The organism is Vreelandella sp. EE27 (assembly GCF_968206495.1).
On sequence record NZ_OZ309109.1, the window covers coordinates 1175967 to 1190492 of the forward strand.

Annotated in this window: 11 protein-coding genes; 4 read left to right on the forward strand and 7 right to left on the reverse strand. The window is 53.9% G+C overall.

Annotated elements, in window-relative coordinates; genetic code table 11:
* Positions 1 to 248: 248 nt before the first annotated feature.
* The 3 genes from ACWHVV_RS05690 to ACWHVV_RS05700 all read right to left on the reverse strand — a co-directional run bounded on the left by ACWHVV_RS05690 (position 249) and on the right by ACWHVV_RS05700 (position 4623).
* A complete protein-coding gene (locus tag ACWHVV_RS05690) occupies positions 249 to 1265 on the reverse strand; it encodes an IS30 family transposase (RefSeq protein ID WP_447928479.1) in 1017 nt (338 codons plus the stop codon).
* A gap of 128 nt (positions 1266 to 1393) precedes the next feature.
* Positions 1394 to 2509, reverse strand: coding sequence for a hypothetical protein (locus ACWHVV_RS05695; RefSeq protein WP_447928480.1), 1116 nt, complete (start codon positions 2507 to 2509; stop codon positions 1394 to 1396).
* Positions 2510 to 3414: 905 nt separating this feature from the next.
* Positions 3415 to 4623: an MFS transporter gene (locus ACWHVV_RS05700; protein WP_447928481.1), complete on the reverse strand. Its 1209-nt coding sequence runs from the start codon at positions 4621 to 4623 to the stop codon at positions 3415 to 3417.
* A gap of 273 nt (positions 4624 to 4896) precedes the next feature.
* Between ACWHVV_RS05700 and dcm the strand changes: the two genes are divergently transcribed.
* The 3 genes from dcm to ACWHVV_RS05715 all read left to right on the forward strand — a co-directional run bounded on the left by dcm (position 4897) and on the right by ACWHVV_RS05715 (position 7318).
* Positions 4897 to 6327, forward strand: a complete 1431-nt coding sequence (dcm, locus tag ACWHVV_RS05705; RefSeq protein ID WP_447928482.1) for a DNA (cytosine-5-)-methyltransferase — start codon at positions 4897 to 4899, stop codon at positions 6325 to 6327.
* Positions 6328 to 6402: 75 nt separating this feature from the next.
* Positions 6403 to 6861, forward strand: coding sequence for a very short patch repair endonuclease (locus ACWHVV_RS05710; protein WP_447928483.1), 459 nt, complete (start codon positions 6403 to 6405; stop codon positions 6859 to 6861).
* Positions 6862 to 7045: 184 nt separating this feature from the next.
* On the forward strand, positions 7046 to 7318 hold the full coding sequence (locus tag ACWHVV_RS05715) for a hypothetical protein (protein ID WP_447528199.1): 273 nt from the start codon (positions 7046 to 7048) through the stop codon (positions 7316 to 7318).
* An 88-nt stretch (positions 7319 to 7406) separates the two neighbouring features.
* On the opposite strand, the gene luxS is transcribed toward ACWHVV_RS05715, so the two are convergent.
* The 4 genes from luxS to ACWHVV_RS05735 all read right to left on the reverse strand — a co-directional run bounded on the left by luxS (position 7407) and on the right by ACWHVV_RS05735 (position 13194).
* Positions 7407 to 7931 (reverse strand): S-ribosylhomocysteine lyase, encoded by a 525-nt coding sequence (gene luxS / locus ACWHVV_RS05720; protein WP_447928484.1) that lies wholly within the window; start codon positions 7929 to 7931, stop codon positions 7407 to 7409.
* A gap of 1285 nt (positions 7932 to 9216) precedes the next feature.
* Entirely contained in the window at positions 9217 to 10671 is a 1455-nt protein-coding gene (locus ACWHVV_RS05725) for an SLC13 family permease (RefSeq protein WP_447928485.1), read from the reverse strand.
* Between the two features lie 277 nt (positions 10672 to 10948).
* The gene (locus ACWHVV_RS05730) at positions 10949 to 12226 is read right to left on the reverse strand and encodes a M20/M25/M40 family metallo-hydrolase (protein WP_447928486.1); all 1278 of its coding nucleotides are present in this window, start codon (positions 12224 to 12226) and stop codon (positions 10949 to 10951) included.
* Between the two features lie 74 nt (positions 12227 to 12300).
* Positions 12301 to 13194 (reverse strand): LysR substrate-binding domain-containing protein, encoded by an 894-nt coding sequence (locus ACWHVV_RS05735; protein WP_447928487.1) that lies wholly within the window; start codon positions 13192 to 13194, stop codon positions 12301 to 12303.
* Positions 13195 to 13543: 349 nt separating this feature from the next.
* Here ACWHVV_RS05735 and ACWHVV_RS05740 point away from each other — a divergent pair, with 349 nt between their 5' ends.
* Positions 13544 to 14509: a TAXI family TRAP transporter solute-binding subunit gene (locus tag ACWHVV_RS05740; protein WP_447555795.1), complete on the forward strand. Its 966-nt coding sequence runs from the start codon at positions 13544 to 13546 to the stop codon at positions 14507 to 14509.
* Positions 14510 to 14526 lie beyond the last annotated feature (17 nt).

A 14526-nucleotide genomic window follows, 5' to 3' on the forward strand; every position in this document is an offset into this window, starting at 1 on the left:
GTATATCCTTGCTCAGGCGTCCAAGTCCCAAACTCCGCTTCCACCATCCACCAAGCGTATGCATGTCCGATACGATGTCCGCGGGTAGCAAATATCCATTCTCCTATTGCTTCACCGCACCACAGTCTTTCACCGCGCCTAAGTTTTCGGCCAAACACATGCGCCCCTGCAAAGCGTTCCCATGTGGCTGGGTGAATAATTCCCCCCCTCCTCAGCGTGGGCGGATGCAGACTCTGAGTGCAACACACTCATTGGATGGTTGATGGGCTTTCATGGTACTTGGCCATTAGCTCGCTCATCACTTCTATCGGACATTTAAAATCAAAGCGTTTTCGAGGCCGCATATTCAGCTCAAAGGCAATGGCATCCAGCTCTTCCTGGCTATGTAATGAAAGGTCTGTTCCTTTCGGTAAATATTGACGGATAAGTCCATTGATATTCTCATTGGCTCCCCGTTGCCAGGGGCTATGGGGATCGCAAAAGTAAATCGCAACACCGGTTTCTTGAGTAATTTTTGCATGGTGTGTCATTTCACGCCCCTGATCATAGGTCATGCTTTTTCGAGCGGTGGTCGGCATTCGGTTCAGGGCGGCACTAAAACCTGCCACGGCGGATGTGGCGGTGGCATCGTCCATTTTTGCGAGGATCAGATAGCCACTGCTAAGTTCTATCAAGGTGCCAACCGCAGACGCGTTATTCTTACCTTTAATCAGATCGCCTTCCCAGTGGCCGGGCATTTCACGCTTACTGACCTCGGGCGGACGTAAGTGAATGCTGACCATGTCAGGAATCTGACCACGTCGATCCACTTCGCCACGGCGAGGCTTGCGTGTGGTTTTACCTTGTCGCAAGCAGTGAATCAGTTCCTTGCGGAGGTGGCCAACGGGCAAGGCATAAATGGCCGTGTAGATGGTCTCTCGGCAGACGTAGGCATCGCGCAAATCAGGTAGTTTCATCGTCTTGAGCTTGCCGCTAATTTGTTCAGGAGACAAGCGTCGCCGCAACATATGCACGATGAGATCAAATCGCTCGGTGCCTAGCAAAAGCTTACGCGCAGGACGACAGACCACTCGACGCTTTTTTCGCTGACGTTGGGCGTGGCGGGCACAGTAACCGTTCTGGGTCATTTGGTTACGGCGTATTTCACGAGATACGGTTGAAGGAGCTCGCCCTAAGAGCTGGACAATATGCCGAAGGCTCATCCCTTGGGCTTGACCTACTTGGATGCTGGCACGTTCTTCAATGCTGAGTTCGAGGTAAGACATGGGACAACACCTTAGCGAAATACTCAGGTGTTGCACTCAGTTTCTGCGGCCAAGTAGAATAAAAAAGCTCGTATAGTACGAGCTTTTTAATTTTAATAACTTTTTATCAATGAATGACTGTTGAGCTTTTACTTAAAAGTTGTTTTTATATATTGATAGTACTTTTGCTTTTCTTCGTTCGCTTTTGATGACGTAATGGAAAATCCGATGGATAATAATACTCCAATAGTAATTGCTGATGTTGCACCAGTAGTTATAACGCCCATTAAATCACCCGTCATGAGTTTTTCGACCATAACTCCTGAGAATAAAAAAGAAGCTAAACTTGCTGCTAGGTAAGCATAGATAGTCGCACGCCCAAGGTAAGGCCGTTTAATAGGCTTGTTTAAATAGTTATAAGTTGTAAATGTGCTTAAAATTATCATAAGGGAACCTAGATAAGGGAATGCTCCAAAAAGCGATAAATAAATTGTTTTGTCTAAAAGATTACTGGCTGAAATATCATCACCAGAAATTAAATAGCTTTCAGTAGAGACGATATCACCTGTCATTTCGTTTTTTATAAAATCGAGGTATTCTCCCTCAGTTAAAAATAAAGATAGCTCATGGCCCTGGCGGACGCTAAGTTCTGTGTTAACAAGTCGAAGCTTGCTTTCAGAGCCCTCTTTATCTTGATACCAAATGTCTTGGATTTTCCTAACGTTAGTTTTGGAGTTGACGACAGTGTACGGGATTCGAACCATGTCATTGCCAACATATGAAGTAGAGTGTCTTACATCTGTTTCAACACTCACGCTTGAATCATCCCTATGCTGACTTTCAATTGCAGTAACATTTATTCTTGTAACGTTTAAGCTATTTTTTTTATTGCCTGCGCCATCATTTTTAATATGGCTTGTGGAGATTTTGTTATGCTGACCAAATAAAATTGTCGCTATTACTGGTGTTAAGATAACTAAAAGTGTTATCGGACGGAATAATGTATAAAATAGGTCTTGGGTTATAGCTTGCGTAGTAAATAAATAAAAAATAAAAGATATGGCTACACTGACAATTATGTTTTCTTTTTTCGTTTTTGAAACGAAAGATGTAATTATTGTAGGTAAGCCAAATATAATGGTGCTAATTACCCAGCTAAATACCACTGGTAAGTGTATGCTTGTGGCCGAAAAAAAGCCTGCTATTAGTAATTCGATGCAGACAATAGATATTATGAAAGTAAGGGAGGATTTTAAGTACTGCATTTTTTATTTCGCCTTTTTCTAAGAAAATTCATAGTTTAATGTTAGATAAAAACTGCCAGTCTTGTTCAGTGTTTCGTCAAGTCCATGGATGCAAGTTTTAATTTGCATTTTAGCTTTGCTAGTTTATGTTGTAAATATTTTTTATCTATTTATCGACTTTCGCTAAGCGCGGCCCCCTTGCTTCTCAATAACTAAGCGAGCTTGCGAGCGCCTTTTTAAAGCGTCCGCATAGTAAATAGGAAGGGAGAGTAGGCTGGGAGTGTTTTTATAGCATCAAGCTTTTGCTTCGCGCTTGCGCCTTCACTATAAATGTCGAACGTCACTGTACCCGTTTTTTTCCTACAATCGAAGCGATTGTGAGGGGGGGTACATCGTTAGGTTAGAGCATCGTGATTACTGTTTTGCGTATGCTATGAAAAACGTAACGCTCGCTGTATCCTGTTTCTTTTTGAGTCTGCCGCAAGCTTTGCTTATAGAATCAGAGCGGATGCCGTATTTGTTACCGCCTGGACTATGAATCAAGAACCCTTCTTTATCTGCTTTTTCAATCAAATCATCTACAAGTTTTGATATACGGATGAACAGGTACTTTTAGAATACTTACGTCTGTTTTAACCTCTTCAATGTAAAAGCCTCTAATGCCATGGTGGCCTCAATGAGCAAGTGCAACACCGTACCTGATGAGCAACACCGTACCTGATGAGTTAGGTGTTGCACTTGCTCATTGAGACCGCCGTCTTTCCCAAAATTCGAACGTCCTGCAGGCTCCCTTGTGAGCTCCACGGCGCTTGGGGTGCGACTCCTTGCTGACTCTTTGTCCAATACTTCATACATCCTTACGCTTGGCTGGTAGAGCGAGAGCGCTGGCAGGGCTGAACCAGGGGTGGGTAGGAAGCGACTTTAAACTATTCCCGGTAGCTAAAGAGTGTCCAGAAGGGAAGTATCAGCAAGAAGGATGCGACCGAGAACACGCCCAGGGCAAACTCGATAGAGAAATATTCGGCCAGCCCGCCGGCGAGTAGAGAGCCTAACGGCATGGCGCCCCACTGAAGCATTCGTGCCGCCGAGCTGTAACGGCCCAAGAGGTGGGACGGGACCAGTTGCTGGCTGATCGTCCGAGAGTTAACGGCCCATAAAGTGCCGCCAAGGCCGCCAAGGAAGGCGCCCAGGGAAATCAGCCAAAGCTCGGAGGTTAGCGCTGGAACCCCGACGAGAAGAATGGTGCCAACGATATCGAGCACCATGACCGGCTTTCGGCCCAGCAATCGATTCAGCGGCCGTGCCAGTATGGCGCCCATGATGCCGCCCACGCCCAGGGCGCTGACCATGAAGCCATAGGTGCCGGCATCGATCTCCATGACCTGGCTTGCATAAAGAGGCATCAGGGCGAACCAGGCGGCCCAGCTCGCCGACATGATCGGTAGTGTCAGTGCCATTAGGCGCAGCACCTTGTTATGCCAAAGATAAGCGATGCCTTCGGCGATCTGCTGATGCATCGATGTTCGACGCGCTGTTTGGCGATGAGGCACGCTCGCGATGCCGACTAACAGGCAGAGGACCACACCGGCACTGGCATAGCTGCCCAGCCCGACCATTAGCGCGTAGATCGTGCCGACAGTGATCAAAGCGCCGCCGATCAGTGGACCCAAAAACTCGTTGCATACCGTTTCGGCGCCCGTCATCCATGCATTGGCCCGCTCGCGGTCCGCTTTGTCCACGGCATCCGGCACCAGGGCGAAGGCCGAGAGCTGAGTGAGAACATCCGTCATACCCAGCGATAAACCTACCGCTAGCAGCACCGCCAGCCCCAGGTAGCCGTAGAGAGCGGCTAGCAATAGGCCGGCCAGAATTCCCAATCGAACGATGCTTGAAGCCCATAGCAGCCGTCGCCGGTCCATCCGGTCGACGACCACGCCCACGTGAAGCGCTGCCAATAGCCAGGGCAGCGTCATCGACACGGCGACTAGTGATACAAGCAGGGGAGATTGCGTGAGGGTGGTGGCTATGACGGGCAGCGCGACTTTAAGTACGCCGTCGCCAACGTTCGTTACCGCTGTGAAAATCGTCAATACATGGGTATTGCGCGAGCTATGGCGTGTGGCCAACTCAGTCATGTTGGGCTCTTCTGTTCGTTTTGTTGGATAGAGGGGCGTCTTATTGAGAGGCACATAAGAGCATGCTGTTTTAATAGCCTATGGCGCCAGGGTAGGTTTTACAATGGCTTAGGCCAATTGGCTGGGACCACTGGTTCGTAACGGATTTTTAGCCTGATACGCCAACGGGAAAAGGCGGAAGGCTACCCAGCTTTGCCTTAAAAGCCTCGCGGATAGCGTATGGCGCGTCTACAATCGTGACCTCTCGTCACACACTTGACCCAGAGAAAAACCATGGCGCTGCTTTCCGACTTCGACAAAGAAACCGATTCACACGTCACTCAGGCCCCGGTGGGCGCCGGGGTGTCGCCCTATGAGGCGCTGGACGAGAAGGCGTTGCTGGATAGGCTTTTGGAAATCTACGATCAGCGGACCATCGCCGAAGCGCTGGCGGAAGTCGATAAAGGCAGCTGGTGTCGGGAAACCATCAACCGTTGGGCGAAAGGCAAGGCCGAGCCCCGGGTTACCCACGCCGCCTACCGGCGCATGATCAGTATGTTGCCCACGCCCAAGGCCAACGATCTCAAGCCCGCGTTTCGCTTCGTCGACCTGTTCGCCGGCATCGGTGGGATCAGAAAAGGCTTCGAGGCGATTGGCGGCGAGTGCGTGCTGACCTCCGAGTGGAACAAATACGCCGTTCGCACCTACAAGGCCAACCACTTCTGCGACCCGCAAAAGCACCGCTTCAACGAGGATATTCGCGAGATTACCCTGAGCGCGAACCTCGAGATCGATGAAGACACCGCTTACCAGCACATCGACCAGCAGGTGCCGGACCACGACGTGTTATTGGCCGGATTTCCTTGCCAGCCGTTTTCGCTGGCGGGGGTATCGAAAAAGAACTCACTGGGCCGCAAGCATGGCTTCGAGTGCGACGCCCAGGGCACGCTTTTCTTCGATGTGGCGCGGATTCTAGCGGCCAAGCGGCCCGCGGCTTTTTTGCTGGAGAATGTGAAAAACCTCAAAAGCCACGACAAGGGCAAAACCTTTCGGGTGATTTGCGAGGCGCTCGATGAGCTTGGTTATGAGGTGGCCGACGTCGATGCGCCCAAGGGGCGCGACCCGAAGGTCATCGATGCCAAGTACTTCATACCGCAGCACCGCGAGCGGATCGTGCTGGTGGGCTTTCGGCGTGATTTGAACGTGCATGAAGGCTTTACCCTGAAAGACATCGCCAACATGTACCCGGAAAAGCCGCCTTCCTTTGGGGATATTCTCGATGCGAAAGTGGATGACAAATACATCCTGACGCCAAAGCTTTGGGAGTATCTTTATAAATACGCGCAAAAGCATCGCGAGAAGGGCAACGGCTTCGGTTTTGGCCTCACCCGCCATCACGATGTAGCCCGTACTCTTTCCGCGCGTTACCACAAGGATGGCTCGGAAATTCTGGTGGACCGCGGCTTCGATCAAGGCCAGGATTTCTACAGCGATGCCAACCAGCAGTATCGGCCCAGGCGTTTGACGCCGCAGGAGTGTGCCCGGTTGATGGGCTTTGATAAGCCCGGTGATAGCCACTTCGTCATTCCGGTGTCGGATACCCAGGCTTACCGCCAGTTTGGTAATTCCGTTGTCGTCCCGGTGTTCGAAGCCGTCGCCAGGCTGATGGAGCCGCGAATTCTTGCCGCTGTCGAAATCGAGCAAGATAAAAACAAAGAAGCGTAGAGACTGATCGAGACGCCACGGGCACTTTTACCAGGTGCCCGTGTCACTTTATAAACCGCACTGTCGAGCAGCGCCATGACGGACATTGTTGATCGTTTTACGCGATCGAAAATGATGGCTTCCATCAAGGGCAAGAATACCGCCCCGGAACGGTTCGTTCAGAGCGAGCTCGAAAAGCGCTATATATCGTTTGAGGCCCACTCAAAAGAGCTGCCTGGCAAGCCGGATCTCGCACTGCCGCTTTATCAGGTGGCGCTGTTCGTGAACGGCTGTTTTTGGCACAGTCATGAAGGCTGCTTTTACGCGACCACGCCGGCGAGTCAAAAAACGTTCTGGCAGCAAAAGCTGGGCGAGACCGTGGAGCGCGACGCGCGCAAACGCGCTGAGCTCGAGGCCCTGGGCTGGCGGGTCATCGTGGTCTGGGAGTGCGGGTTCAAACACTGCGCGGATCAATTCGATGAAGTGATCGACGCCATCGAGGGCGAAATTTCGCTGAATGAGTGGCCCGAGAAGCCGCCGCGGGTCAGGGATTGAATAACCACGCTATGGTTTGCCGGCCAAGGCCTTGCCGCGCCTGTCTGCAGGCAGTGAAACGTCGGGTTTTACCGCGCGAAATCTCATATCTTTGCTACGCTAATACAGCTAGCGACAACGCGGCCCGTGAAAAGCGGCCGGTTGTAATGGAGCAAAAACATTCATTGGATGATCGAGGTATAAAATGGCGGACTTTCAGCGTATCAACCTGAGCCTGGACCACTATCAATGGGACGATATCCCCGGTAACGACCCGCGGGTCAGCGGTGAGCCGGAAGAAAGCACCTCGTTCGACCCCAAGCAGGGTAACGAAGTGCTTTATATGCTGAACATGGTGCTTTCCGCATCGGCGCCCATCACGGCGCTGCATAAGGGTGAAGAGCTGATTCGCGACGAGCTGCCCGCAGGCTCTCAGGATCAGTTCGCAGTGAAGAAGTGGCTCGACGCGCAGCTCTAATCCTGTGTTGAGGTCAGGCGGGTCGTTCATTTCGGCACCGCATAAAAAAGCCCCGCGATAGCGGGGCTTTTTCGTGGTACGGGGCTGCTTATTTTACGTCGTTGCCCAGTTCTGCCAGGCGCTCGGCGCTTAACGCGATATCGTCGTTTTTGTTGACGCCAATACCCTTATCGACGATGTCCTGGGCAATGCTTTTAGCGTCATCGAGGGAGTGCATGGTGTAAGTGCCGCACTGGTACTCGTTGAGTTCGGGAATCTCGTCCATGCGCTCGAGATTGAGCACGTCGCGCATGGAGGCAAGCCAAGCGTCGCTGACCTTTTCTTCCGAAGGGCTACCCAAAAGGCTCATGTAGAAACCCGTACGGCACCCCATGGGAGAGATATCGATAATCTCGACGCCGTCACCATTCAAGTGATTGCGCATGAAGCCGGCAAACAGGTGCTCCAGCGTGTGAATACCCTTTTCTCCCATCATCTCGGCGTTGGGCTTGTTAAAGCGCAGATCGAACACGGTGATCGTGTCGCCGGAAGGGGAGTTCATGGTTTTCGCTACGCGAACCGCCGGGGCGTTCATGATCGTATGGTCGACGGTAAAACTATCGAGTAAGGGCATGGGAGCTCCTGTGTCATCAATGGAAAGCCGGGCGCCAAGCGCCCGTGAGCCCGTCTGAGTAGTATGGGGTGCTTAGAAAGGCAGCACGCCGCTAAAACCAATACCCAGTATGGCAATAATGACGATGATAACAACGATGGCGGTGGTAGAGGGCATTTTCTTTTCCTGATAGGTGGTTAGACTTCTTTAGCGTAGTGCAAAGCGCTGCGTTGCGCACGCCCACCATTGCCAGGGGACCCTATAACGCCTAACAGGCGCGGTTGTTTTCCGTCGCCCCCGTTGTGAGCATACGGGGGGCAACCCGCCGCACCCAACCAATAGATACGAAAAAGCACCCTTTGAAAGGGTGCTTTTTCGTTGCCTCTGGGGACCGTCCGTGTGTTTTGCCTGCTCTTCCTGAGCTTCTCATTTCCTTGAGACTTTAACGCTCTACCTTGAGCTTTTTTCGTCCTTGAACGCTAAGTACTCATCCTGAGTACGTTCACTCCTTGAATGATATCGTTCTTCCTGAACGAGCGATCCTTCGCGAAGCGGTTTCCTTACCGCGAACACTACAGACTATAGAACAGGGCCAAGACGTGTACAAGATAAAATTGTATTTTTGTTGTACCTGCCTAGTACCGAAATGATGCCGGTAGAGGAAAAGTGAAATATTCGCCCCTGGACAAGGGTTTATTTCCTCTTTGACCCAAATAACCGGCAGTTTATCGAATTGGTTAACCTGGGATAGATCATTCAAAGTGCATAGGCCTCAAGGTGTGCGCACTGCTTAGGGAGAAGCTTGAAGGACAAGTGAATACGGACATTCACGGGCACAAGGATGTTTAGACAGGATGTCTATGTAGCAGAGTTAGGGAGAATTCGATCAAGCCCCGGCCGTTAACGGCCGGGGCTTTTTTATGCGCCCTCGAAAGCGCGAGGTCGAGCTAGCAGGCCTTATGTACAGGCGCCGCAAATTGGCCAAGCGGAGTGTTCATACCGCTTTGGTAAGCAAGGCAGGGGCCTGCGTAAAAGGCTCGCCCCTAAAGCCCTGGTACGCTTGGCTTAAGGGGCGCCAAGTCGTGCGGCCAGTGTGTCGGTTGGGGAGGGCCAATATTTATTTGGTCATACGCGTGACACATTGGGTGGGCATGATGGTGATAGCACCGGGATGGTGCCAGGAGAGGCGGGCAGGAGGCCTGCGACACCAGGGACGCGCAACAGTGGACGTTGCGAAAGCTTTTAGGGAGGACGTGCTCGTACTAGCACCCGGCCAACAGGCCGGGTCTTTTTTTGGTCGATGCTTTTAAAGGGGCGAGGGCAGTAACAGCGGTACGATGAAATAGACGAACACCGTGATCACGAACGCGCTCACGATATTCATGGCAAAGCCCGCCTTGGCCATCTGCTTGATCGAGATACGCCCGCTCGAAAAGACCGCCGCGTTGGGCGGGGTCGAGATCGGCATCATGAAGGCACAGGTCGTGGCCAGCGCCACGGCAATCATCAGCCCCAGCGGGTTGCCGGTGGTAATCGCCGAGGCAAGCCCTGCGGTAATGGGGATCGCCATGTTCGCCGTCGCGGTGTTCGAGATGATCTCGGTCAAAAAGAGCATCAGCAGGACCATGAAGAGCAGCAGCCAGAAGTAGCTGACGCCATCCAGCAACTGAAGCTGTTCGCTGATCCAGCCGGTCAGGTCGCTGGCGCTGAACGCCGCCGCCAGTGACATGCCCCCGCCCCATAAAATGAAAAGCCCCCAGGGGAGATTTTTCATGTCGTCCCATACGAGCAGGCTGCGCTTTTCGCTGTGGGCGGGAATGATGAACAGGGAAATCGCGGCGATGATCGCGATGAGCGTATCGTTGAGCGGTAGATCGAAAAAGGGCGCCAGCCAGCCGCGCAGTGCCCAGGCAAGGGCGGTCAACACGAACACCCCCAGCACGCGCTTTTCATCCCGGGTGATCGGGCCAAGCGCCTCGAGCTCCTTGGCGACGAAGTTCACCTCCAAACGCGTGTTGGGCACCTTTGAGTACACCCGTGTGAGGTAGACGTACAAGAAGGCCAGCAGCAGCAGCGTGAGCGGTAGCGCGAAAATCATCCACTGCAAGAAGCTGATTTCGACATCGAAGAACTGCGGAATCATCGCCACGACGATGGCGTTGGGCACCGAGCCGATAATCGTCGCCAGCCCGCCGATCGAGGCGGCATAAGCCACCGTGAGCAGCAGCGTACGGGCAAAGGCATCGCGCTGGTTCTTTTCGAACTGGTCGCGCTCGTCAAGCTCCCCCAGCAGGGCCACGGCGATGGGCAGCATCATCAACGCCGTGGCGGCGTTGGAGATCCACATGGAGAGAAACGCCGAGGCGATCAACACGCCCAGGACGATACTGCGCAGGCTATTGCCGATACGGTTGACGATGGAAAGCGCGATACGCCGGTGCAGGTTCCAGCGCTCGATGGCGATCGCCAGAATAAAGCCGCCCATGTACATGTAGATGACCGGGTTGGCGTAGCCCACCACCGCTTCGTCCATCGCCATTACGCCGGTTAGCGGTAGCAACACCATGGGCAAAAAGGAGGTCACCGGAATCGGCACCGGTTCCGTTACCCACCAAACGGCCATCCAGACCGTCAGCCCCAGCACGATGCGTGGCATGGGATCGATCAGCGTGGCGGGCATCGCAAACTGTAATAACGCAAACAGCAGCGGCCCCGCCAACAGCGGCACCCAGCGGCGCCACTCTTGGGTTAACGCACTCATACCTGACTCCAATAAATATCAAGTGACTCAAACGGAGGTGTTTTTCACGCGTGAATCCTACCACCTTGGTCTATTGAACGTTGGTGGCGGGGTTAAGACTTTGGTCGCAATCAGGGGCAGCCCAGTGCCAGGCACGCGGTGCTATCCGCGCCTTTGGTGTGAGCAGAAAACGGGTCGAGTATCCAGCGGATAGGCGCTGAGAGTGAATAAACCAGATCAACAACGCGCATAAGGAAGGGGAAAATAAAAACCCCGGCCAGTGGCCGGGGCGGGAAAGCTATTTCTTCGCGTCCCTCTTTTCGTCGTTCTCGTCGTCTTCCTTGGGTTTGTCACTGCCCTGGTGGCCGAGGGTGCTGGCCTGATCCAGCCGGGGGTGGTTGTCGTAAAACAGCCGCTCGATATCGTCGACGTTGTCCAGCAACTTGATGGCTTCGGCCAAGACGTGAATCGCGGCGAGCACATCCTGGGTGTTGCCGGTTTCCGAGATGGTGTGCATGTTGCGCGTGGGAAAGCCGATCGAGGTCGCGGCGCTATCGATCGACGCCAGCACGCCTGCCATGCCGTCGGTGCCGGTATCCACACCCACCATATCGCGCTGCATGGGAATGTCGTGCTGGCGCGCGGTTTCGGCGATGATCCGATTGAGCTGTTCGCTGGCCACCGAGCCCACGGACATGGTGAAGCCTTTGCCCATCTCGAGCGCCTGCATACGCTTGTCGCCAATGCCCGGGGCGGCCACGTAGTCGTGGTTCACGTCGATGCCGATCAACGCATCGGGCTTGAGATCACCGGCCAGCACGCGGCTACCAAAGCGGCCGATCTCTTCGTAGCTTGCGATGGCAAACATCACGCGCACGTTGTTCGTGCCACCGGCTTCGGCCACGAGTTTGGCCACTTCCGCCGTGACAAAGCAGCCCAGGCCGTTATCCAGGTAGGCGCCGTAGAAGGTGTCCGGGCTAAAGCCTTTCTTGATCGGACGGTTGAAGATGATCGAATCCCCCGGGCGCACGCCCAGGTTCAGCACCTGCTGCTTCTTGTTCTCGCCGTGGATCTGCAAATCCAGGTAGATCTGCTCTTTCTTGATGCCTTTTTCGCCACTGCGAACGCCGGGGTCAGAAAAGTGAATGGCGCCCAGTGCCTCGACGGTGCCGCCTTCCAAACGGCGATAGCTGCCCGGGGCCTCCGGGTCTTCGCTGAACAGAATCACTTCGTGGCCGATCAGTACGGTGGGCAAAAAGGAGTCGGTATTGATCCAGATCTTGCCGTCTTCGCCGATCGAGCGCACCTGCATGCGGATTTTATCGGCGTGGCCTACCAGCATCACCTTGAACATGTCGTCGCGGCCCGGATGCGTATCCAGTACCACGCCGGCGTTACCCCGGTACTGGTGGAGTTTCCAGTCCGTGGGAGCAAAGCTCTCGAAGTAGGGTTTCAATACGCCATAGGTCATGGCGCCTTCCAGACCGACCGGGCTGGGGGCCGAGATAATGTCGCGCATCACATCGAACTGCGCGTCGGGCATTGGCTGCGTCCAGGGTTTGGCGCTATCACTCATGTAATACTCTCCATCTTGTCGTTACCAGGCTAGTTAGTCTGGCACATTCTGTTGAAAACGTAAGCCGGTCGCGTTTAGGCGAACTCGTTATCGCTGTGAATCATTTCATAAAGCGTTCGAGCTGCGCTAGAAAGCGGATGGCGTCGGCTCAGTACGATACCCAGCTCACGCGGGGTCTCGGGATTGTACAGAGGGCGGTAATCGATGCCTTCCACGGCTATTTGGCGAAAGCTCAAGGCGGGCAGCACGCTAATGCCTAGCCCCGCGGCGACCATTCTCCCCACGGTGGCAATCTGGCTTGCATCGCAGAGTATATCGAGCTTCACGTTGACCTCTTCCATTGTGCGGTCGATATCCTGACGGGAGCTGGAAAGTCGGTTGATACCTATAAAAGGATAGCTACCCAACTGCGCCCATTCGATACGCTGCTGTTTGCCAAGCGGGTGGTCGACAGGAAAGACCGCCATATAGTGATCCACCAGAATAGGTTCAAACGTTAAGTCGTCCGAGTCCTGAGGTTTGACGGAAAGGCCAAAGTCCGCGCGGCCCTCCCGGACCATCTGATTGATCTGATCCGCCAGTACGTCGTGTAGGTTCAAGTTAATACGCGGATAGCGTTCGTGAAAGCGCTTGACGACCTTGGGAAATAGCCCTGCGGCAAGAGTAGGAAGAGCCGCGACCGCCACTTTGCCGCGCTGCTTCGAAAAGTGCTGGCTCAGGTCTTCGAATGCCTCGTTCCAGTCGCCAAGTAGGCGCAGGGCGATTGGCAGAAAGGCCTCTCCCTCCGGCGTCAACGCCAGCTGGCGACTGGTACGCGCAAACAGCGCCCCGCCCACGTTCTCCTCGAGTTTACGCAGCGCAATGGAAATCGCGGGTTGGGAAAGATGCACGCGCTCGCTGGCCTCGGCAAAGCTACGCGATTGGGCCACCGCCACGAACACTTGCAGTTGTTTGATGCTGGTAGTCATTTAGAAATTAAAACACAGATCGAATGCCTTTCATTGTATTAAAGAAGGCTAAAGGGGAGAGTCCCGGGACTTTTGCATACCTTCGAAGCCTATACTTTAGTTTATGTAAAGTATCTTTAATGCTCTTTTGAGACGGCCGTTGGCGCCAATAATCCTTCACACATAACGGGTTAGAAAGTCTTTTCATGACGTTTTAAATAATTAAACAAAAGATAAAAACAATTTAATATACAAAATCATGTCTGACTTCCATCGTTAAGCATCGCTTTTAAAAAAGCGTTGTTATGTAAGGACTTATACCTTCGTCTGATAACAAGAAAGGCTCATTCATCCGGGCCTGGGAGCTGACATGAAAACGCTACTGACCGCCGTTATCGCAGGCACGGCTTTGCTCGCTGCTGCCACCAGCCACGCCAACGAACGCCTCTTGATAGGCTCGACCTCCAGCTCGTCCAGCCACTACAGCTATTTCGTCGCCGTCAACCAGATCATCAACAACCAGATCGACGGCATCAGCTCCTCGGTGGCGGAAACCGGCGCCGCGGTGGATAACCTTCGCCGCCTGGGGCGTAACCAGATCGATATGGGGCTGGTGACCACCAATATTGGCTATCAGGCCTACGCCGGCGAGCAGGATTTCGAAGGTCGCCCCGTCGATAACCGCTTGCTGTGGGTGTACACCGTATCGCCGCAAAACGCGGTCATGCGCGAAGATGCCGGCGTCACGTCGTTTGGTGAGCTGGACGGCGTTCGCTTCAACCCGGGGATCACCGGCTCCGCCACCGAAAAGACCACCGAGGCCGTCATGGAAACGTTGGGCATCTCGCCGGACTACGTGCGGGGCTCGACCACCGACATCGTCGATGCCATGAAAGATGGTCGCGTGATGGGCTCGGTCAAATCCGGCGTGGGCGACCGTTTGGACGGCTCGACCATGGATATCGCGACCTTTACGCCGATCAGCGTGCTCTCCCTCGACGACGAGCAGGCGCAAACGCTGCGCGATGAAATGCCGGACATCGCCATCGTCGACGTGCCCGAAGGCGCCGCTGAGGGTATCCCCGGCTACACCACCTGGGCGTTCGGTGTAGCCGTACACGCGCATCCCGATATGGACGAAGAGACCGCTTATCAGATCGTCAAGGCGGTAATGGAGAACCCGGAACCCCAGGTCAACGCGTTCGCCGCCATGCGCGATGCGGACATTGCGCAAATGACCCTGGAAGTCGGCACGGTTCCGCTTCACGCGGGGGCGGCGCGCTATTTCGAAGAGCAGGGATTTGATATTCCCGATGCCTTGCAGCCCGTGCAGTAACGGCTAACCAGTGAGGA